General features: G+C 34.0%; 13 protein-coding genes and 3 pseudogenes. 8 read left to right on the forward strand and 8 right to left on the reverse strand.

Features of this window, described 5'->3' with window-relative positions:
• Positions 1–287 precede the first annotated feature (287 nt).
• The 4 genes from ACQKFG_RS27810 to ACQKFG_RS27825 form a co-directional block, all read right to left on the reverse strand.
• Positions 288–1,376: a Ger(x)C family spore germination protein gene (locus tag ACQKFG_RS27810; protein WP_427564297.1), complete on the reverse strand. Its 1,089-nt coding sequence runs from the start codon at positions 1,374–1,376 to the stop codon at positions 288–290.
• Positions 1,377–1,379: 3 nt separating this feature from the next.
• Positions 1,380–2,492, reverse strand: coding sequence for a GerAB/ArcD/ProY family transporter (locus tag ACQKFG_RS27815; RefSeq protein WP_427564299.1), 1,113 nt, complete (start codon positions 2,490–2,492; stop codon positions 1,380–1,382).
• A gap of 4 nt (positions 2,493–2,496) precedes the next feature.
• Positions 2,497–3,984, reverse strand: a complete 1,488-nt coding sequence (locus tag ACQKFG_RS27820; RefSeq protein ID WP_427564301.1) for a spore germination protein — start codon at positions 3,982–3,984, stop codon at positions 2,497–2,499.
• A 418-nt stretch (positions 3,985–4,402) separates the two neighbouring features.
• Entirely contained in the window at positions 4,403–4,570 is a 168-nt protein-coding gene (locus ACQKFG_RS27825) for an aspartyl-phosphate phosphatase Spo0E family protein (protein WP_331263042.1), read from the reverse strand.
• Between the two features lie 123 nt (positions 4,571–4,693).
• Here ACQKFG_RS27825 and ACQKFG_RS27830 point away from each other — a divergent pair.
• The 4 genes and pseudogenes from ACQKFG_RS27830 to ACQKFG_RS27845 form a co-directional block, all read left to right on the forward strand.
• A pseudogene (locus ACQKFG_RS27830) lies at positions 4,694–4,980 on the forward strand (IS110 family transposase); the annotation flags it as partial.
• A gap of 106 nt (positions 4,981–5,086) precedes the next feature.
• Positions 5,087–7,225 (forward strand): annotated as a pseudogene (locus ACQKFG_RS27835) (histidine kinase); the annotation flags it as partial.
• Between the two features lie 321 nt (positions 7,226–7,546).
• Positions 7,547–7,792: an AbrB/MazE/SpoVT family DNA-binding domain-containing protein gene (locus ACQKFG_RS27840; RefSeq protein ID WP_048689328.1), complete on the forward strand. Its 246-nt coding sequence runs from the start codon at positions 7,547–7,549 to the stop codon at positions 7,790–7,792.
• A 1-nt stretch (position 7,793) separates the two neighbouring features.
• Positions 7,794–8,195 carry a type II toxin-antitoxin system death-on-curing family toxin gene (locus ACQKFG_RS27845; RefSeq protein ID WP_427564304.1) on the forward strand — a complete coding sequence of 134 codons (402 nt, stop codon included), beginning with the start codon at positions 7,794–7,796 and terminating at the stop codon, positions 8,193–8,195.
• Between the two features lie 387 nt (positions 8,196–8,582).
• Here ACQKFG_RS27845 and ACQKFG_RS27850 read toward each other — a convergent pair whose 3' ends face one another.
• On the reverse strand, positions 8,583–9,728 hold the full coding sequence (locus tag ACQKFG_RS27850) for a tyrosine-type recombinase/integrase (protein ID WP_427564306.1): 1,146 nt from the start codon (positions 9,726–9,728) through the stop codon (positions 8,583–8,585).
• Positions 9,729–10,086: 358 nt separating this feature from the next.
• Between ACQKFG_RS27850 and ACQKFG_RS27855 the strand changes: the two genes are divergently transcribed.
• The 4 genes from ACQKFG_RS27855 (at position 10,087) to ACQKFG_RS27870 (ending at position 18,254) form a co-directional block, all read left to right on the forward strand.
• The gene (locus tag ACQKFG_RS27855; RefSeq protein ID WP_427564308.1) at positions 10,087–11,337 is read left to right on the forward strand and encodes a helix-turn-helix domain-containing protein; all 1,251 of its coding nucleotides are present in this window, start codon (positions 10,087–10,089) and stop codon (positions 11,335–11,337) included.
• Between the two features lie 224 nt (positions 11,338–11,561).
• Positions 11,562–13,088, forward strand: coding sequence for an HD domain-containing protein (locus ACQKFG_RS27860; RefSeq protein WP_427564310.1), 1,527 nt, complete (start codon positions 11,562–11,564; stop codon positions 13,086–13,088).
• Between the two features lie 737 nt (positions 13,089–13,825).
• Complete coding sequence (locus ACQKFG_RS27865) at positions 13,826–17,029, forward strand: metallophosphoesterase (protein ID WP_427564312.1); 3,204 nt, start codon at positions 13,826–13,828, stop codon at positions 17,027–17,029.
• A 451-nt stretch (positions 17,030–17,480) separates the two neighbouring features.
• Complete coding sequence (locus ACQKFG_RS27870; RefSeq protein WP_427564314.1) at positions 17,481–18,254, forward strand: hypothetical protein; 774 nt, start codon at positions 17,481–17,483, stop codon at positions 18,252–18,254.
• Positions 18,255–18,465: 211 nt separating this feature from the next.
• Here the strand turns inward: ACQKFG_RS27870 and xerS are convergent, their stop codons facing one another.
• From xerS to hepT, 3 genes and pseudogenes are all read right to left on the reverse strand, one after another.
• The gene (xerS, locus tag ACQKFG_RS27875; protein WP_427564316.1) at positions 18,466–19,593 is read right to left on the reverse strand and encodes a tyrosine recombinase XerS; all 1,128 of its coding nucleotides are present in this window, start codon (positions 19,591–19,593) and stop codon (positions 18,466–18,468) included.
• Between the two features lie 136 nt (positions 19,594–19,729).
• A complete protein-coding gene (locus tag ACQKFG_RS27880) occupies positions 19,730–19,891 on the reverse strand; it encodes a hypothetical protein (RefSeq protein WP_427564318.1) in 162 nt (53 codons plus the stop codon).
• A gap of 15 nt (positions 19,892–19,906) precedes the next feature.
• Positions 19,907–20,298 (reverse strand): annotated as a pseudogene (gene hepT, locus ACQKFG_RS27885) (type VII toxin-antitoxin system HepT family RNase toxin).
• Positions 20,299–20,433: the final 135 nt, after the last annotated feature.

Here is a 20,433-nt window from a genome sequence, read left to right on the forward strand (position 1 = left end):
CATTCTAAATACTAATAAATTAATTCAAACAAAGACATTGACTAATCGTAAGAAAGGCATGAGCCCAGTAGATTACCGGGTTCATGCCCTCAAGGCTGCCTAAGTAAATAAAGTGTCTAACTTTTTGGGTTCACTTCAAATAAGGTCTTTTTTTATTACAATTACTTTACTTAAAGGGTTATCCTAGTCTTTTGATAACCTCGTTGCCCTCCAAATCTCGTCATACGGTTTGCTAGGGGAATTATAGAAGTGCAAACTGTTATATAGTAGCACCTTACTTTACAAAGTTAATCTTGGACATCAATTAAGGGCTCTAATTCGAGATGATAGTTTACATTGATTTTCATATTACTCCATTTTTCAAACCATTTTTCTTCACTCATCGGCTTAGTGAAGGGCGTGAACGTTTTAGTTCCAATCTGTAGTGGATCAACGTTCCACTCCTGACTCTTTTGTAAAAATGCCTTTGTTTTGGTTTCCAAATAGGATTCAATTTCGGTTTTCAAAACCGTTATTTCAGCTAGATCATTTAGATTCTTTGTACCACGATACTCATCTATCGTACCTGTAAGTTCTACATTGACGGTCAATGTTGATAAATCTTGATTTAATGCCATATTCATATTTGATCGTACTTGACCTAAAACAGTAGATAAGTTTGTCATTGGCAAATATTTTAGATAGTCGTCATTTCCTATAAGCTGGTAGATTTGATCTTCCATATGACTAACTGTTGAAATTAGCTTGTCGTCTTGAAAGATCGCTGTCCCCTCATAAGTGAAACGACCTTTCTCTGCCTTAAAAACTGGCAATATCGGGTCAGAGTAAACGCCATATAGTTTCTCCATAAATTGATGCAAGTTTACAATCGACATCTCGCCTTGATGTTTTTCCTCGTAGTGTTTTAGCATACGATAAAGGAAATAATCTGGATTTTCCTGTTTGTCTTGCAGTTCATTTTTTATATACTCTTCAAAGTTTCCTCTTACTATTACGAGATAGAGACGCTGAGATATGTTGGGGTCAGAAAATACCGTATCGATAATTGTTTTCATTCCCTTTTTAGCAAGCTCTTCATTAATTAGTAAAATCCGAAGTTGTCCTGTTTTCAACTCACGGTAATATTTAAAATTAAAGGTTTTCCCACCTTGTTTCAGTAGCTCAACGTTCATAGTGAGCAGACGTTGTTTTTCTTTAACCAAGGGGGGCACGACAGTGCATACTTTTAATTTCCCTTCTCCAGCGTCATCTAATGACCAGAAAATCACTGGTGCAATTTCTTCAATCTCGTTATTTTCCACAAATGGGGAACAACCAGTAATCCACAAGATGCTACTCACTATAACCAGCAATATTGCCTTTTTAAAGGATGTCATATTCTACATGCGCCCCTTTCTTTTACTTGATATGAAAAGCAATGAAGGGACCAATAAGTATGTAAATGACCCACACCATATTTGAAGATTAAGTAAAAGGCTTTGGGGATCTTCCTGCCAGATCCATTTGTTTGTGGCAATGAGGCCTACAATTAGTACCAAACAAGTAAATTGGAGCCCCTTTCTGGTAGGTTGGTTTTGTGATTTTTTTCTTATGATTCGATAGGCACCATAGATACATAACAAAAAGATTGACACAGCAAACACTAAGTTAAAAACATGTAAAGAAATCATGATGATATCGATTCTCTCAAATACAGGTGTCTGTAAGTACTTAGCCATTGTTACCACAGGAAATTTGCTTTTGCTTAAATATTCGGATCCAAAAAAGAATAAGGAGCTCATAAATAAAAGCACATATTCTAGTACAGATAGTGTATTGGCATAAGTGAAATATCGAACCAAATTTTCTTTGGATTTTAGCCAGGGTACTAAACAGACGATATACTCAGGTCCCGAAAAAGACGACCATATCAACAACAATCCCCTCCAAGACTCCTTAGACCATTCAGTTGGTACTAGTGGATATAGATCATGTAGTGAAGCAATCTCGGGAAAGAAAAAAGGATAAAATAAGACAATCATCCATATCGTACATAGGAAGGCGATTACTACAAAACGAATCGAGTTACTCATTCCTAGTGATGCTACATAACAGCAGATCACCATTATAAATACAACCAACCAATTTGTATTCATCGATGGAAACACAAGTTGATGGATAATTTCCACGTAACCTAAGGTAAGGACGACTACTTTCACTAACATAAGAATGACACCGAAAAATGTAAATAAACGTACCAACCATTCCCCAAAAATCTGCACAAACCCTTGATAACCTTTTGAAGCATGATCAGAAGATACCCATTTTGACAACACCATTAAATTGAGTTGAGAAAGCATTCCTACCAAGATAATTCCCCAAATCATATATGGGTGGGTTAGTATTGTTGGCATAATAAATAGAAAGTAAAGCATTTGGAGCCGGTTCACCAAAAAAAAGACATAAATGCCACTGAAGGATGATGTTTTATCATATAAAGAAAATGAATTCACGAATTCACCTCCTTTTACCATAACGCCATTTTTGTAATGGATGTAAATGCTCTGGCCTAGTTTTCATCTTCGTTAACGGTCCGCGTATGAAAAGATCAATCCAATCCTTCCAGTAGAAAGGGGCTACCGGTGCTAAGTAAGGTTGTCTAAGTGACGTAAGTCCGTTTAAGTGGGCAAGAATTGCTATCATACCCAGCACGATCCCAACTATCCCGAGAAATGAAGAAAGCACAAGAAAAACAAACTGAATCAATGTATTAGCTTTTGTCACTAAATAGTTGGGGACCAAAAAAGAAGCGATAGTTGAAATACCTACCAGCACAATCAATACCTTACTGGCAAAACCTGCTTCTACTGAAGCTTGGCCAATGACTATTCCGGCAATTACACCTAGTGTTTGACTGGATTTTGATGGCATTCGCAGGCTGGCTTCTTTGATAATTTCCAAAATGATAAGCATGAGCAGCGCTTCCCAAAAGGGAGTGAATGGCAATTTACTCCTTGATTCCACTAGTACAAAAAGAATTTGCAAAGGAATCATATGATAGTGATGAGTAGTTAACGCTACATAAAGGGGAATTAGTACAATAGATAAGAAAAAACTGATATATCGTATAGTGCGTAAAAAGCTCGCGACTGGCCAGCGGTTAATATAGTCCTCAGGTGATTGAAAAAGATGGAAAAATGTAATAGGTCCAACTAATACAAACGGTGTATTGTCGACCAAGATAATCAGTTTACCGAGACCTAAAGAATAGGCACAAACATCTGGACGGTCCGTTTGTTGAAATTGTGGAAAGATACTATTGTGATGATCTTCCAAAAAAGCCGCAATTTGAGACGAATCAAAAAATAAATCAAAATCAATCTTGGAGATTTTTTCCCTGGCAACAGAAACGAATTCAGGATTGATTACCCCCTCCATATACATAAGGACAACAGTTGTATCGCTTAAAGAGCCAACTTTAAACTTCTCTGCTTTTAATTCGGCTAATGGCAGTCTCCTACGAATTAAAGTCATATTAACTTCTATTTGCTCACTAAAGCTGTCTTTCGCTCCGTATAATATCGTTTCAGTGTCAGACGTTTCGATAGAACGGCCTATGTTATTCCTGAGTGGTGCAGTCAACCATTGGTTTCCAATCACGTCATAAATAATAATGGAACCTTTTAATAATTGTTTTTGTGCTTCTGCTAAGGTGAAAATTTCAGAGACTTTAGTAGTGGACATACAATCAAGGATTGTGTCATGAGTACAGAGAATCACAGGTTCTATTATGGATTCATTCATTCTTTCCTCATCAATCAATGTTCTTATGTATACGAATGTAACATTTTGATCTTTTGCATTTTGTCTTTCAATGATTTCTGCATCATCCAAATTTGCTAAAACCTGCTTTAATAGGTCCATGGAAATTTCTTGTTGACCTGTCGTTTTTGGAGATGATTCCAAAAATGCACTGTTTTTCCTTTTATTCTTTTTCCAAAACATATAAATCCCTCACTGAAGTCATTTATTAGTCACGCGGCGGTTGTAAAAAAGGGAAAGTATAATATATTTAAAGGCTAAACCTATTATGTTTCATCGAACACGGAACTATTCAGTAGGATTAATTTGTATTTCAGGATCAATACTAGTGGTTATTTATTTATATCCAGAATGTAGGAACGCAAGAAGTTTTCATTTACACTTTTTTCGCGGTCAAATTATTGGGGACATGACAAACAGCTAAATTAGCGATATTCCAATTCATTGAAGGTTGGTAAACCGAAAAAGAATTCACTTGCAACTTAGGATATAAAACTCCACAAGCTATTGAAGATCAAATGACAAATACAGCTTAAGATTTAACTTGTTTGTGTCCAAAATATTGACTCAAATCCATGGCTTTGGTAAATCTTTAAAGTATTTAATAATTACTTATTAGGGATTTCTTAAGAATCAACTTGTCTAGCTTTTCACTATATTCAAGTGTTTCCTGATGATTTAGACCTTTCTTAACACCAGTTTCTATAAGTAATTTTCTTAGGCTCTTTATATTTAATTCTAACTCTCTATACATTTTTATTTCGCACATTTTGAATACTCCTTTGTGGGTAACTAATTTCTATTACAATTATGTAATGATTAAAATGTTTTTTCTTAAACTTGCTAATAATTAGGGAAATCGACATAAAATTATACTGCAATACGTCACAGTAGAAACAAAGAAAATCGTGATAATACGCAATCCAAAAGTGATAAAAAGATGCCGTTGTCCTCGCTGATATGGTGAAGAATGGCTACTATGCCTTCGTTCGTTCCACTTCAGAATCATTTGAAAAACTTCGTGTCCTTATGGCTAACCGAGATGTGATCATTAAGCGTCTTGTTAGCTCCATCAATCAAATTAATCGCTGGGTGGATGTGGTCTTTCCTGAGCTCCGGCAAGTGTTTAAAAACGTATCATGTAAAGGGGCAATCGCAATCCTACGCCTCTTTCCTACCCTTGTATTGGCCAACTTTCCGCCAGGTATCCCACATTCGATTCAGAGTAGTATTGTATACCCAAATTGAATAGTAACTTCTTGAATTGACAGAACGCGTTAGCGCATCTAATCGTCCGAAAACCTTGGAACAAGTGGGAGGTCTTGAAATCATTCCAGCTATCGAATGGGAAGTTAAAGGAGAGACTAGGCATGATTTAGACTTGGGTGAAATATTCACAAGAAACCCTGAAGTTGTGTTGGTAGACCTGCTTGCTCATAAAAACAGACCTTCCGCCAAAAACGCTACAAGACTAGAAGATGTACAAGAGTTAATTGACAATAAAATCAGTGTCATTACAACCATAAATATTTATGAACTTGCAGGTGTTAAAGAAGTAGCAGAACAACTCACGGGACTCCCAATTCATGTAAGTAATACTGTGCCAGAGGATACGCTTTCTCACGCTGATGAAGTGAAATTATTGGACGTAACCCCCGAAGCTATCCTAAAACGTCTACAAGAAGGAGAGCTAGATGAAAAACATGAGCAAGTAAATGGACATGCTCACCTTTTTAAAAGACATAACTTAGCTGTACTGAGGGAATTGTCCCTTCGATTCCTGGCAGGGGAGGTAGAGGATGATTTATACGAATACCGGGAGCGTAAAGGGTTATCTGGTCCCTCTGGTGCTTCAGAGCGAATCTTAGTATGTGCTCAATATCATTGGAATGGTTCCATTTTAATCCGAAGGGGAGATCAAATTGCCAAGCGTTTAGGTAGTGATTTATTAGTTACTTGTTTTATCCCTAATCAAAAATCACTTTCCAAAGTAGAAGCCACATTTAAACGATCAATGGGGAAATTAATTAAAAAATTAGATGGGGCGTTTGAAGAAATATCTATCAGTAAGGAAAACATTGCTGAAGAAATTGTGGCCTATGCTTTATTGCATAATGTCACTCGAATTATACTTGGTCAGTCTAAAAGAACTCGTTGGGAAGAGATTATTCATGGATCCATCGTCAATCGGATTTTACGTATAACAAAGAATATTGATGTATTTGTTGTTTCAGACCGAGCTGAAGTGGAAGGAGAACGGATCATACCTGCTATTCAAACACAGAGGAAAATAGAAAATCCCTATCGCAGGCTATCTTCAACCGAATTAAAAGAGAAGATACAAAAAGTTAAAAGAGGTACCTTAAAAGTATATATTGGTGCTGCTCCTGGAGTAGGAAAAACATATACCATGTTAAGGGAAGCCAATCAATTAAAGAAAAATGGAATCGACGTAGTCATTGGCTTACTAGAAACACACGGGCGTAAGGATACGGGGGATCAGATAGGGTATTTAGACATGATCCCTAGAAAAAAAGTGCAATATAAAAATGTAACCTTGGAAGAAATGGACCTTGCTACTATCATTCTGCGTAATCCTGAAGTAGTACTAGTGGATGAGTTAGCTCCTACGAACATTCCGGGTAGTAAAAATGCTAAACGGTATGAGGATGTAGAAGAGATACTAAGTGCAGGAATTTCTGTTATTTCCACTATGAATATTCAACATTTAGAGAGTTTAAATGACAGTGTCGAACAAATTTCTGGAGTCCGGGTAAGGGAAACTGTACCGGACCGGATCCTACATTTAGCAGACGAGCTGGAATTAATAGATATTTCGCCTAAGACATTAAGACAACGTATGCGAGAAGGTAACATTTATACAATGGATAAAGTAGAGCAGTCGTTAAGCAATTTCTTTAAAACTGGAAACCTAATTGCGCTCAGGGAGCTTGCATTACGTGAGTTAGCAGACGATGTGGATGATCGGTTGGAATCATTTGAACGGAAAAATGGCGTAAGAGGACCTTGGCGAAAAGAGGAAGTCATTTTTGTTTGTGTAAATTTACGTCAAGATTCAGAACGTTTAATACGAAGGGGATTTCGAATAGCGTATCGTTTGAAGGCCCAATGGTTTGTTGTTTATGTAAAAGACCATCAAAACTTGTCTAATGAAGAGGAAGTCATATTGAAAAGAGTCATGGTTCTAACGGAACGATTAGGAGGGATATTTGAAATATACCATGCCACACATCGACGTTTAGTAGTAAAAGAAATAACGGGGCAATAAAAAAACAAAAAAGCAACACAAGTAATTATAGGACATTCAGCTAGGTCGAGGTGGCAAGAAATAAAAGAAGGCTCCATAGTTGAACGTCTCCTTCGCGAGGCGAGGCATTTAGATGTACTAGTGGTAGCTGATTGATGAGAAATGAATGTTGTTTAAGAAAGCTATATCGCCCGTTCGTAAAAGTCCACTTTTACGAACACTTCTTTTTTAAATAAAATCCCCTATTTTAACGTTCGTTAAAGATGGAAAATGATTTACGGACGCTCGTGGTTTTACATCCACTTTTACGAACGTTTTTATAGAATAAGACGAAAAAATAAGAAAGGAGTAAAAAAACGGATGTTCGAATGATCGCAGGCTAAAAATAACAAATTTAAGATAAAAGTGTATAAACAATAATGACTAATGTTATAATAGTAATAACAATTATTACTTTTTTTGAAGGAGGAACGATTAATGGCTATTAGGAAATTAACTAAAGTCGGAAATAGCTTGGGTATAACGTTTCCAGTTGAAATGTTGAAAACTGCAAATTTAGCTTTTGGAGACGAATTAGAGGTTGAGTTCAAGGGTGAAGAAATCATTTTAAGGAAAAATAAAAATGTGAAATTACCTAAAGGTGTTGATGCAGAATTTATGGAAATGTTATCAGATGTTATTAAAGAACATGACGAAGCATTCAAGGGATTGGTGGATAGATAATATGACGCTGGATATTATCTATCTTTCCACTAATCAAATTATTGCTATCAATGCCATTCAAATAAAAGTTTATTCTCCTACTGAACAAATCGGAGTGAAAGATCCCGGTCTCCTTGATTCTGCAGTGAACAGACCCAGACAAACTGTTTTCGAGAATGATGCTTACCCATCTATTCATGAAAAGGCTGCAGCCTTATTCGAATCCATTTCAAAAAATCATGCGTTCCACAACGCAAACAAGAGGACAGCACTCGCTTCCCTTATTATGTTTCTGAAGATCAATCATTATCAATGGATAATGGGAATAGAAGAAGAACAGGATTTTGTTGTAGATGTCGTCAATCATAAGTATGATTTTAAAGCTATCGCAAGAATCATCCATGAGAACATAAAGGCTTTATAAAGGGTTCGAGATTCATTGAGGCATTTAAGCTAAGGGTCTTTACCGAAGGTCGATTTTATAACAATTTAAAAATATAAGGATGAAGATATGCAGCAAATTCATGCTGGGCTTTGAAATACAATAGGTGAATATTCTAAAAAGGGGGAACAAGTCATCCAGATTACTTGTTCCCCTTTTGATCTTAAAGAAGAAGCTAAATAAACATATATGAATTAGACGTCTGTTTAAACTACTTGCAAGGTGTGGAAATATCTTTTATTAAATCTCGACCTCTTTTCATATTTTAAATCATTAAACCATTTTCGAAACGGATTTTTTAAGAGAACGCCACTCAATTGGTGTCCAAAATTCAGCAATAACTTCTCTAAATATGACGAGTTTCTTCTATTATATATACTCTCCAAACACATCTGGTTTCCACAAATGAATCGCATGTCGTTCTTTTTCAAAAACCTTCTCCAAATATATCTCTGTAGTGGAGAGCTGCTCATGACCCAGACTCTTCATAATCTGATAGACATCCACTCCATTTAAGTGAGAAATGATGGCAAAAGCATGCCTGAAAGTATGAGGACCAATGGAAGAGGAACGAAACTTCAAAAAAGGCAATCCACTCTCCTTAATGGCTTTTGTTATGTATTGAGACAAATATGAGGGAGAGTAGGCACGGCCGGTATTGGTCGTAAAGAGCGGGCCGTCTCCTTCTGCTGCATCTAGATCGTCGAGCCCTCTAGCTGAACGGAACATGCGAATGCTATTCATTCCTTTTTCTTTCAGTGGGATTTGCCTTCTTTTATTTCCTTTACCTAGTACCTCTAAAAAATACGTGCTGGTAATGGAATCGTATTGAAGATCCTTGACTCGGAGTCTTGTAAACTCTTCATTACGCATGCCTGTCATCGTTAGGATATGAATGATCGAAAAAACGATGGGGTGGTGGATTTCCATGAAGTAATCAAGTAGCTGAATGACTTCCTTCGGTCCCAAATCACGGTTCGGTCGATCATCTTTATGAATATTGATCTTAAAGAAACCTTCATGAATGGGCTCCGTGATATAGCCTGATTCGAACAGGAATGTCAAAAAACCCTTAATGATGGTTGTCTTTCTGGATAATGTGGCAACGGAATACGCTCCTTTTGTTAAGACATAAGGGCTTTTTTCCGATAACCATTCCTGATATCTTCGAATGTGGCGGGGGGATAGCGATTTAAAGAGGGAACCCTCCACAACTTTTTCCAAGTCAACATGGATTTCCACTGAATAAGTGAGCATTTGTTCAATAAATTGAAGAAGTTCCCGCTCATAGGCTTGGACGGTGCGGGTGGACTTTTCATGTTGCCGTTTTAAATGTTCTCGCCTATGAAGATACCACTGAAGCATGTCTACATCACTAAAATCAGAAAACGGTTTCTTTCCATTCTTTTCTGTCGTATCTACTCGTTCTTGTAACGTGTGGATCGAAATGTCTGACAGACTGTTTTTCCATGCACGGCTCTGAATCTCTTTCGTTTTTCCGATTAGTTCATACATACATGTATCCCTCACTTTTATAAATCAACTATTGATAAGATAAAGTCTATATTTAATCCATACCATTTAATGAATCCTACTTACATTATAACAAATGACAAGAGGTAATTAATTATGAAAGACCTAAATAAATTCTATATTTATTTAGGTTTTCCTTAATTAGAATATAATTAGATTTATAAATAATAATAATATTTCTTGAATCAATTTTTATATCTATAATGTCTATATAAAAGAAATTTATATTTATACTTATTTAATGCATTATTATATATTATGATAGATATATGAAGTAAATAGATAATCATGAGATAGTAAGAGATATAACAATAAAAGATAAAAGGTGAAGAGACAAATCATGAATAAATTAAACCATGAAAAAAACACGCAGACTGAATCTTATGAAATGGGGGAAACGGTTTATGTTCTCCTAACATGTACGGAAGAAGATGACCCAGAGAGTTTTTACTACTTTAAACAATTTGAGAAAAAAGAAGGCGTGATTTTGGAAGTGATTGAACAGCCTCGACTCCAATATCGTGTGAAATTTGGCCAGGCGGAAGCAGTCTTGTATCATGAGGAATTGACGAATGGGAACCAACAGGATGTTCCCATAACAGGAACGGATCATCAAGAAGGATGGGAGGGGGATAAAGTGGAATGGTATACACAAAAAGAAGTCGCTGATTTACTCGGAGTATCCAAGGCAACGGTCTACCATTATGGAAAGCAGAAGAAAATCAAAAAAATTCTGGACCCACATCGATTACATAAAGAGGCACGTTATGAAAAAGCGGAAGTGGATCGATTAGTGTATGAAAAGCAATCTTTACCTACTGGTATGAGTCCCAATGATGTTGCCAAGAAATTGGGGTTATCAGTACAAAGTGTTTATAAGTATATCCAAGATGGTTCAATAAAAGCTGAGGCTGTCCCTTATGGTGATGAGAGGACGATCTATGTCATATCAGAAACAGCATATGAGGAAGCCGCAGGATTGCTGAAACCATCTGAATCCCAACGCCCAAAACGATTTGAGTATTATTTTCCTAGTCACGATATAGCCTTATTTCAGAAATTTCATTCAATCAAGGTGCCTGAAGCACGTGTTATAAGGAATAAGGAAAATGAATGGGGTTTTTACTTAGCCAATATTCAAAAATGGTTACCATTTGAAGAAGGAGTAAGGGAGTTTCAGTTAAAGCCGGTATATCCCATTCATCAATCTACTTTTGAATATAAAGGCTATGTAGAGTTAGAAATTCCGAAGGATGCTGTTGTCTTTTATCCATTCGTGGACTATTTATATGAAACATGGGGAATGGAAAACATACGATTGAGGGAACAGGATCACACGATAGTACTCTTCATCCGTGCAGGGGAAAAACCATTAACGACAAAGAGTTTCTTTGTGGCTGATATCCTGCCATTTTTAATAAAAGGAGACATCTACCATGAAGAGGGTCACCTGATTTTTCGAAGTTCCTATCGAAAAACTAGTTTGGAATTACCTATTGATCTATTAGAAAGTATGACAAAGTTAGCTGAACAAGACGGAATCAGTATGAGTAAGTGGGTCGAGCAAAAATTATTATCACTATTAAAGTGATTTTTAAGAAGGAGTTATTGGATAAGGAGTTTAGACAAAAAACTAAGAAGTGCCTTTTCTACTCTAATTATAATTCAGCGTTCAGCTTTTCAAAACGCTGGATCCGATACTACAATGTTAATCATTCCAAATAATTTATGGAATTTTATCACATTAAAGGAGGATTTGCGTAATAAAATGTAGAATTTAAATGAGTATTATTAATTAAGGGAAGAGGTAAATAAATGATATTCATTACTGAACAATTAAACAAAAGTATATTAGACCCAATACACGGGTTAATAAGGATATCGGACGATGAAATGAAAATAATTTCACATCCGCTTTTTAATAGGTTGAGAAAAGTTAAGCAAAATACTTTCCTGTACTTTGTATTTCCTTCTGCAAATCATACCAGGTTTGAGCATTCTATAGGTGTAATGCATTTAGCAAGTGAGATGTTTTTAAATTCGTTTAGTAATGCTAATACCTTAAAAAATAAGCAAAAAAAATATGGTATTGAGGGCAATAGAAATATCTTGGATAATGACTACTTTACCAATCAACAAGAATTTATAGATGTATTTTTTGCTTTACGCATTGCTGCACTCTTACATGATATAGGCCATGGGCCTATGTCTCATTTATTTGATCAATTTGCACCGAAAAACTCTGATTTTTTAAACATGGTTAGAAATGATGACAAAATAAGGTTTAATAATGAATTTGCTAATTCTTTAGAAGAGATAATGAAAAAAGACAAAGGATTAGAAGGTCGTGTTGAACATGAATATGTTTCATATTATTTTGCTGTAAAGGTTTTGTCAGACATTGGTTTTACTGATGAACGTATACAAATTATTTTAACCATTATGAATGAGCATCTTAATCTAAAAACAACTAATATAATGGATTATAGTCTTACCCCATTCCTTAATCAAATTGTAGCAGGAGCACCTTTGGATTGTGACAGAATGGATTATTTATTAAGAGATAGTTATTTTACCGGAGTGAAGTATGGAACGTACGATCTTAACAGATTACTAAAATCCCTATTGCCATTCATCGACATGGAGAAAAATAAAATAAGACTTGGGATTAAGAAGAGTGGATTACCTGCAATAGAAAATTTTCTTCAAGCAAGGTATGAACTGTATGTACAAGTTTATTTTCATAAGACGAATCAAGCTTGTAATACTATGTTATCTCATGCTACAAAAAAGTTAAAAGATATAGGACATCAATTTGTTGATTGTAATACAGTGGATAATTTCATTTCTTCATACTTAGAGCTTTCAGATGAAAAATTTTTAGATAAGATTGAAAGCTCAGTTCAGAATTGTGATGACAAGTCTACCATTAATGAATTAAGGAACCGAAAACTCTGGAAAAGAATCATTGAATTGTTTCCGGAAAAAGGGAAAATGCGAGAAGAAGATATTAAAGAACAAACTGAAAAGGTTGTTAATTTTATAAAAGAAAAAAAATCAAGCTTAAAGCCATTTGTTTCCGAAAGTTTTACTTCGCTTGATCCATTAAAAGATTTAAATGGAGAGAAAGCGGTATTACTTAGCAAAGATAAAGATGAAAATTATATTATAGCAGCACAAGGGGATTGGTTAAATAATTCAATTATTTTTAAGGCTTTATCTAGCAAGTATCTAGTAGGAAGAATTTATATGCGAGCAAATACCGAAGATATTAAGGAAAAAGAGTTTTTTAGAGCGACAAAACAAGAAATATATAAAACTTTTAGACCAATAGAAAAATAAAATTGTAACCGTATTACTAATAAAGTGTATTAGGGGTAGCATCAAGAAGAACACGGATTTACAACGTTAAGACAAATTCTAATATAAGAACCCCATTTTCTAATTGATTGAAAATTCCGGTTTTTTATTATTCCATTCCCTTTAGTTGAATAAGAAAGGTATTTGTTATTTCTCCCCAATTAATACAGCACGTTCTAAACCAATATTCTTTTCCAGCAGTGATTTTTTCTACATCAAACTCTACATTATACACAGCATCAATTTTTTCACTTTCAGAAAGTTTATAGATATATCCTTGCTCATTAAGACTTTTTTCATTATCAATAAGGTTTCTTGAAGGTGAATCAGCGATTGTTTTAAAAACTCACATTCTTTTTTCTCTCCATCAATTTCAAGTGGCATAGTATGCGCCTTCGTTAACACCAGTATTACTTTCACCAAAAATTGGAAACTAATTATTATTTTGTATTTCAATTTTAATTAGATTTTCCGTATATGGAATAACCGTTTCATAATAAAAAACATATTAAAACGCCCCCATTAAACTAATTGCCATTACTAAAATCGAAACAATACGACACAATAAGGAAGTAACAAAACACCATTGGAAGTTGACTTAAAAAGTCATCTTGCAATTTTAAACTATTTACTTAGTTAAATATAACTAAGTAAAAATTGGAAATTCATGATTAAAATGGAATATTTAATTTAAATAATAATTTATTAGGTGGGTTAATATGCGTATTGTACATATTTCAGACTTTCATCTGGATTCTAATTCTTTAGAAGACTTGAGAAATTATATAATAAAACCTTTGAAGGAAGACCTCTTAGAATTTCATAATAATAGAGAAATTGATTTAATTCTTTTCTCAGGGGATATGATAGATAAGGCAGGTGCTAGTTTCGGAGGAGACGCCAAACTTGCTTTTTATACTTTTCAAGAAGAAGTAATTGAACCACTTATGGAAAATCTCGGCTTATCATTAGAAAAGTTTTTTATGGTACCTGGAAATCATGATGTTAATAGAAAACTTGATAATGAAGTATCTGAAGCAGGTTTAACAACTATTTTAAAATCTTCAGAAAAGGTAAATAACTTCATTGATAGTGAGGAAAAAAATGGAATAAGCAGGGTGCTACCTTTTAAGGAATACGAAAAGGAATTTTATCAAGATTTTAGTGGTGAATTTAAGCTTTCAAATTACCAATCTACTTTTAAATTACTGATAAAAGGTGTTGAAGTCGGAATTACGTGCCTAAATTCATCATGGAGATGTTACGATAGTGAAACGGACTTCCAGAAGATAATAATTGGTGAAAGACAAATTACCCGTGCAAGAGAGTTAATACAAGATTGTAAGATAAAAATCGCTATGGTCCATCATCCATTGGATGAAATAGCTCCATTTGAATCAAAACAAATTCAACAGATGATTACGAAAGATTACGATATCCTCTTGTGTGGACACGTTCATGAGGGGAGCTCATGGGCAAAAACTAATTCTATAGGTACTACAGTAATATCAGTCTCACCTGCAAATTGGACAACTAATGTAAGAACGAAAAATAGTGACTTTGCTAATGGGTATTCAATTATAGACATAAATAAAGAGAATGGGAATATTATTACATTCCATAGAAGGTATTCTCATATTAAAGAAAAATTTGTTAAAAACACCGATATGGGTGATGAAAATGGACAGACGAATTTTTTTTTACCCTGTAAAAAAGATTTAGTTAATAATGATAACTTATTAGAAATTATAAGTAATATTAAAGATATCCACATTAATTATATTGATAAACACTTAGTAAGTTATGATACGGATACTGAAGCACCAAAAAAAATTACAGAAATATTTGTAATGCCTAAAATTATATATAAAGATACCGTCCAATTTAACGAAGAAACGTTAGAAGAAAATGAGGAATTATTAAATTTAGAGAGTATTTGTGGAAGTAATGAAAATATACTTTTAGTAGGTACAAAAGAACAAGGAAAAACAATACTACTTGATAGAGTATTAATCGAAATGACTAACAACTTCGAAATCTACAATAAAATTCCAGTTTATATCGACGTCGAGGAAGCAATTGGAAGTGGCTTGGAGACATTGATAAGTAAATATTTAAACGTAAATATTAGGAACTTAAGGTTAGATGTTTTAAAAAATTCAAATGTTGTTCTACTAATTGATAATATTAAGTTTGACAGAAAGTATAAAACTTTTTTAACTAGCTTAACAAAATTAATAACAGATAACCCACGAGTTAAACTTGTAGCTACATGTTGTGGGAATGTTGATGGTGAATTACCAATTGAAGCATTAGATACGGAAATATTTAATTATTTTAAAACGGCATACATTAAAAACTTTAATACAAGAGAAATAAGAGAACTTATGAAAAATTGGTTTAGTTTCAATGAAAGATTTAATCTTGATAAAAAGGAAAAGTTAGATAGCATTATTAAAACCTTTAGTTCTTTGAATCTGCCTAGAACTCCATTAGCAGTATCAATGTTTCTCTGGATAATTGAAAAGCAAGAAGACTATGCACCAGTAAATAATGCCATAATGTTGGAAAACTTCTTGGAGCGACTATTTCGTAAAACTTCTGATAAAGAGATGTACGCAAGTGAATTTAATTATAAGAATAAAGAAAAATTATTGACAGAGATCGCCTACTACATGTTTAAAAGAAATAATCTAAATTATAGTGTAAATTATCAAGAATTAAGGGATTTTATATATCAGAACCTAAAAATAAAGAAATTTGATTTTGATGAAGAGCATTTACTACAGCATTTTATTAATAAGGGAGTCTTAACTGTTGATAAATCAGGTATTGAAAGAATAGTTCGATTTAAATTTAGCTGTTTTTTTCAGTTTTTCCTAATGAAAAATATAGACAGAGACCAAGAATTTAAAGAATATGTTCTTTCAGATGAAAATTATCTTTTATTCATGAATGAACTTGATTACTATTCAGGTTTAAAGCAGGATGATGCTAAATTACTTGAATTGGTAGTTAATAGAATGTATACCGAGTATGAAGAAATTATCGAAAAGATTGAAAAATTACAATATAATTATGATAATAACTTTGAAACCCTAAATACTATAGTTGATCGACTCAGTACTGATGATATTAAGGAAATTACATCAAATGATAAACCTACTGAAGAGGAAATAGAGGAATTGCAAGATAATACTTTAAGTAAATCCTCTAAGGAAACTGGCATTAAAAAGAAAGATGAAGAAATATCTAGCTTTGATAAGCTTTCCCGGTTCTGGATTATCGCAGCAAAGGTATTGAAAAATACGGAAGATACCATGGTTGAAGGGTTAAAAACAGATTCCTTTATTAAAATTCTTAAGTGCTCAATGGCATTTGCATCTATATATAAATTTGTTTTAATTAAATACCAGGAAAAACATAAAGAAGACCAAAAAGAAGAAAAAAAGGAAGAAATAGAGGTACTTAAAAATTTAATGCCGTTAATTCATCAGTCTGTTTTATTACAGACAATGGGAACTGGTAAGTTGCGAGTAGTAATTGAGGAAAGATTAGAAGAAATATTAGATAATGGAAATGTTTCAGACTTTGAAAAATTTTTATGTGTATTTATGTATTCTGATTTAAAGGGAAATAGTGCGAACAAGCATATAGCAAACCTTATTAAAGTAACAAAAAGGCATTATATAAAAGATATGATTTTTATGAAGCTACTTCAATATTACTATTACAGAGCTAATACTAAGTTAGACGAGGGTATCTATAAAAACTTTATTGGTGATATTATTACAAAAGATGATACAGATATGAACAAGAAGAGAGATTTCCATAGGAAAGGTCGTATAATATCAAAAATTGTGGATTCGAAAAATAAGAAAATGCGTCAATCTAAAGATGGAGACTTTGAAGGTGTTAATTAAATCCCGTTAAATACCTTAGGCACGAAGCTGTGAAGAATGTATCTGAATATATTCAAGAAGAGATAAATAAGTTACATTAGTAATTTTAGTAGAAGCATCCCTTAGGGTGCTTTTTACTTTCTAAATAAATATATTTGGATTACCTAAAACAGGAAGAGCTAGATATATCTATCCAAATAGAAGACGAGGTGTATTTAGATCAGTTTAAATAATTTTACAAGATATTAATTAAACATTGTCACACAAAAAGATGGTTAGGTTAGTTATGAGCGGTACAGTATAAAAAGATGGTTCTCTTGGGATGTCCTTTTTAATCAATAGTTTATTTTATTCATGAATAATAAAAAGAAAGAAAATGTTTAAGAAAGCTTTTAAAATGGTAAATGGTGAAGAAACAGTATTTTGGGGCTAAAAATATGAGTGATTTATTATTTGAGGTGGCTTTTACTTTATGACCTTAACTAAAGAGTATCTCCCTATAATGGTTGCAATTATTGCAGCATCATTGGCATATTTATATGCAAAAAGAAATAATAAACTTAATAATTTTTATGCTCAGGCAAAGGAGAGCTTGGAGGGCATATTAGGGTCAATGTATTTTGACTTAAGAAATATTTCCCAAATTGAGGATGAGATTGAAAAAGACTTTGAAGTACAAAAATGGTTTAATAAGCATGGACGTATTGAGATGTCTCTTTTCAAATTGGGTGACCCTAATCTGATAAATTCCTATTTAGATTTAGAAAAAGAATATAGGAAACTCAAAAACGGAACACAGAAAGATCAAAAAGCATTTTATATTAACTTGGAGCGCTTTTACAGCAAATTAGATAAACACTATTGGAATTCTTTCCAAGCTTTATATAATGACTATAACTGGTTTAATACGGTTTTAAATAGACCTTTTCCTACTAAAATAGCTTTGGAAATAGCGAAACACTTACAAAACTTTAGTCAACTAATATTTTCCATAAGTGCTGTTACCATATTTTTTGGAATTTACTTTAGAGTATTAAAAGGATTAGGTGTACCTGAAAAAAATTTATTTTGGATACCTATTGATTTTATAATGTTGGCTATAGTATTGGCGGCGTTCTCCATTATGTTAATTGCAGTAACTAATATATTTCTACCTGGCAACTCTAAATGGCTTGAGGTATTCGAAAAAGTTGGAAATTTCATATTATCTCCAGTGAAAAAGTTAATTAAGATATTAAAAAGATAAAAGATGTAGTTATTTGATTTTATTCTGTTGCATTAGAGGCAGTATTTTAGACACTAGCCATGCGGATAGCTTATCCTTATCAATTAATTATTCAGGCATTTAACTACCATTTAATTAGCCTTACTAAGTAACAGAAGCTTAGATGTATCTTTTATTTTAATTTCTACACACATATAAAAAGAGAAGACTGGAAAATCTTCTCCTTTTTCATTTAATCCTTTTCACGATAATTGGTTCTTCTCTCTCCTAGCTGTTTTGCAGCCTTTTTAGCCTTCTCTTGCTCAGGGTTTGTATATAGGGCAGCCGTTGTAGTTGAAGTATGACCAAGTTGCGTCATCAGTAAATGGATATCTCCTGACTGTTCCATTAAGTTCGTCCCATAGGTGTGCCTAAGTTTGTGTGGAGACATGGATTTATTGGACTTAAATGCCTTCGTGTATTTCTTTACTAGAGCCTCGATGGCACGGTTGGAAAGAGGGGTCGCTCCATCATTCACCCTAGTTAAGAATACATAGGCCGTATCATCGTTTGATCCCCTATAACGTTCCGTTCGCACAGATAGGTAATCTTTTATGTCCTGCATAGACGGAGGAGAGACTGCCACTACATCCTTTTTTCCACCCTTACGTAAAACATGTATTTGTTTTTCCTCAAAATCCAAGTCTCGTAGCCTTAAGTTGGATAACTCATTCACCCTGATGCCACTTCCTAAGAAGAGAGATAAGATTGCAAAATCACGTTCCTTGTCCCTTTTAAAATATATGAGTTTTCTGGACTTTTTAGGTAGCTCCTTTTCATAGTCATGCTTCACGAATTCAAGAAACCGCGCATCCTCATTATTGTGGAAAATCTTTGTGGATATTCTGGAGGCACGCACCCCCAAAGTCTCTTTCACTTTATTCACTTCAATTTTCAACATGACATTTCGATAGAAGTAAGGTTCGCCCTCCTCATTTTCCGTCTGGGTCGTTAAATACTTGAAAAGGGAACGCAATGCCGAGATTTTCCGATTGACGGATACCTTTTCAGCTTTTTTTGTTTCCTTCTTATTGATAGGGATATTTCTCCGTTCCAAAAATTTGATAAAGGATTGGGCTTCGATCAACTTCAACTTTTCCAGAACTGACAGGGGGATATCCTTAATATGCTCCTGTTCAGCAATGCCTTCCGCAATCAGCCACTCCAAAAATAGTTTATAATCAAGAACGTAATTCAAAAGAGTGGAAGGGGACCGGGTATCCAATTTATTGTCAACATATTCAACGATATAGAAAGGCATGGACTTAACCAGCTGTTCCAATTTCTGCTCATGGACTTGATGTTGTCTGGTATTGGCCATTGTTTTACTCCTTTTTTAACTCTAATTTATGCGTAAAATTCAATTTTTACGAATAGTTGTTTACATAATAATATTATGTTCAAGTCACTCACCACTAATGTAATAGGTCCTGCACAGAAGGATAGGAGCGAAATAATTAACTTTTCACTGGAACTTTTACATACTCATATTTCTCTGGATTTTGAAGCTTATGTTTTTCGATTGCAGATTCAGCAGCATCTTTCGTTTCAAAGATTTTATCTACCTTGATTGTTTCTTTATTTGTATGGAGATCGTAAACACGGATTTTGTAATTCATCATAAAACTCCTTTATTAAAATTTGAGGATTTGTTTTGTATAGTCTGTGAAATCCTCAAGATGGTTCGTAACAATTTGCTGCAAAATGTCTAGATTAACCGTCTGGTAATCATGAACGGCTATGTTTCTGAAACCCACCATGGCCTTTAATCGTTTGACCGTATTTTCGTCAATAATTAAAGCCCCATGAAGCATATCAAAAGCATCTCTGCTGGTTTGAGGCAATCCTAATTTCTGTTCAGCTACAATATGCATAGCCAAGTCAATTGACGCTTCGCAGGCCCTTTGTATATTGAGTATGACGGAGTTTTGTTTGGTATAGTCTTTTAGGTTTTCTGGATTGTTTTCGTATACAACCTTAACCCGGTTCATACAACGTTCTATACACTGATTTTGTTCAATATCACATATTCTTCATAGATGGTCCCACTTTCTCCTATTTTTTTTAAGATATTTTCGCGTTCCTCGTTCAATTTAGCGTACATGCTTAGTGCAGTCATTTGGAGGTTTTTAAGAAGAGTGTCGTTCGCTGAATATATAAT

Source organism: Peribacillus sp. NPDC076916 (assembly GCF_050269675.1).
Taxonomy (GTDB): domain Bacteria; phylum Bacillota; class Bacilli; order Bacillales; family DSM-1321; genus Peribacillus; species Peribacillus aracenensis.

What these genes read in the sequence shown, in the direction of transcription:
- ACQKFG_RS27810 (WP_427564297.1), bottom strand. Translation starts at nt 1,376, where the DNA reads ATGACATCCTTTAAAAAGGCAATATTGCTGGTTATAGTGAGTAGCATC.
- ACQKFG_RS27820 (WP_427564301.1), bottom strand. Translation starts at nt 3,984, where the DNA reads ATGTTTTGGAAAAAGAATAAAAGGAAAAACAGTGCATTTTTGGAATCA.
- ACQKFG_RS27825 (WP_331263042.1), bottom strand. Translation starts at nt 4,570, where the DNA reads ATGTGCGAAATAAAAATGTATAGAGAGTTAGAATTAAATATAAAGAGC.
- ACQKFG_RS27840 (WP_048689328.1), top strand. Translation starts at nt 7,547, where the DNA reads ATGGCTATTAGGAAATTAACTAAAGTCGGAAATAGCTTGGGTATAACG.
- ACQKFG_RS27845 (WP_427564304.1), top strand. Translation starts at nt 7,794, where the DNA reads ATGACGCTGGATATTATCTATCTTTCCACTAATCAAATTATTGCTATC.
- ACQKFG_RS27850 (WP_427564306.1), bottom strand. Translation starts at nt 9,728, where the DNA reads ATGTATGAACTAATCGGAAAAACGAAAGAGATTCAGAGCCGTGCATGG.
- ACQKFG_RS27855 (WP_427564308.1), top strand. Translation starts at nt 10,087, where the DNA reads ATGAATAAATTAAACCATGAAAAAAACACGCAGACTGAATCTTATGAA.
- ACQKFG_RS27860 (WP_427564310.1), top strand. Translation starts at nt 11,562, where the DNA reads ATGATATTCATTACTGAACAATTAAACAAAAGTATATTAGACCCAATA.
- ACQKFG_RS27865 (WP_427564312.1), top strand. Translation starts at nt 13,826, where the DNA reads ATGCGTATTGTACATATTTCAGACTTTCATCTGGATTCTAATTCTTTA.
- ACQKFG_RS27870 (WP_427564314.1), top strand. Translation starts at nt 17,481, where the DNA reads ATGACCTTAACTAAAGAGTATCTCCCTATAATGGTTGCAATTATTGCA.
- xerS (WP_427564316.1), bottom strand. Translation starts at nt 19,593, where the DNA reads ATGGCCAATACCAGACAACATCAAGTCCATGAGCAGAAATTGGAACAG.
- ACQKFG_RS27880 (WP_427564318.1), bottom strand. Translation starts at nt 19,891, where the DNA reads ATGAATTACAAAATCCGTGTTTACGATCTCCATACAAATAAAGAAACA.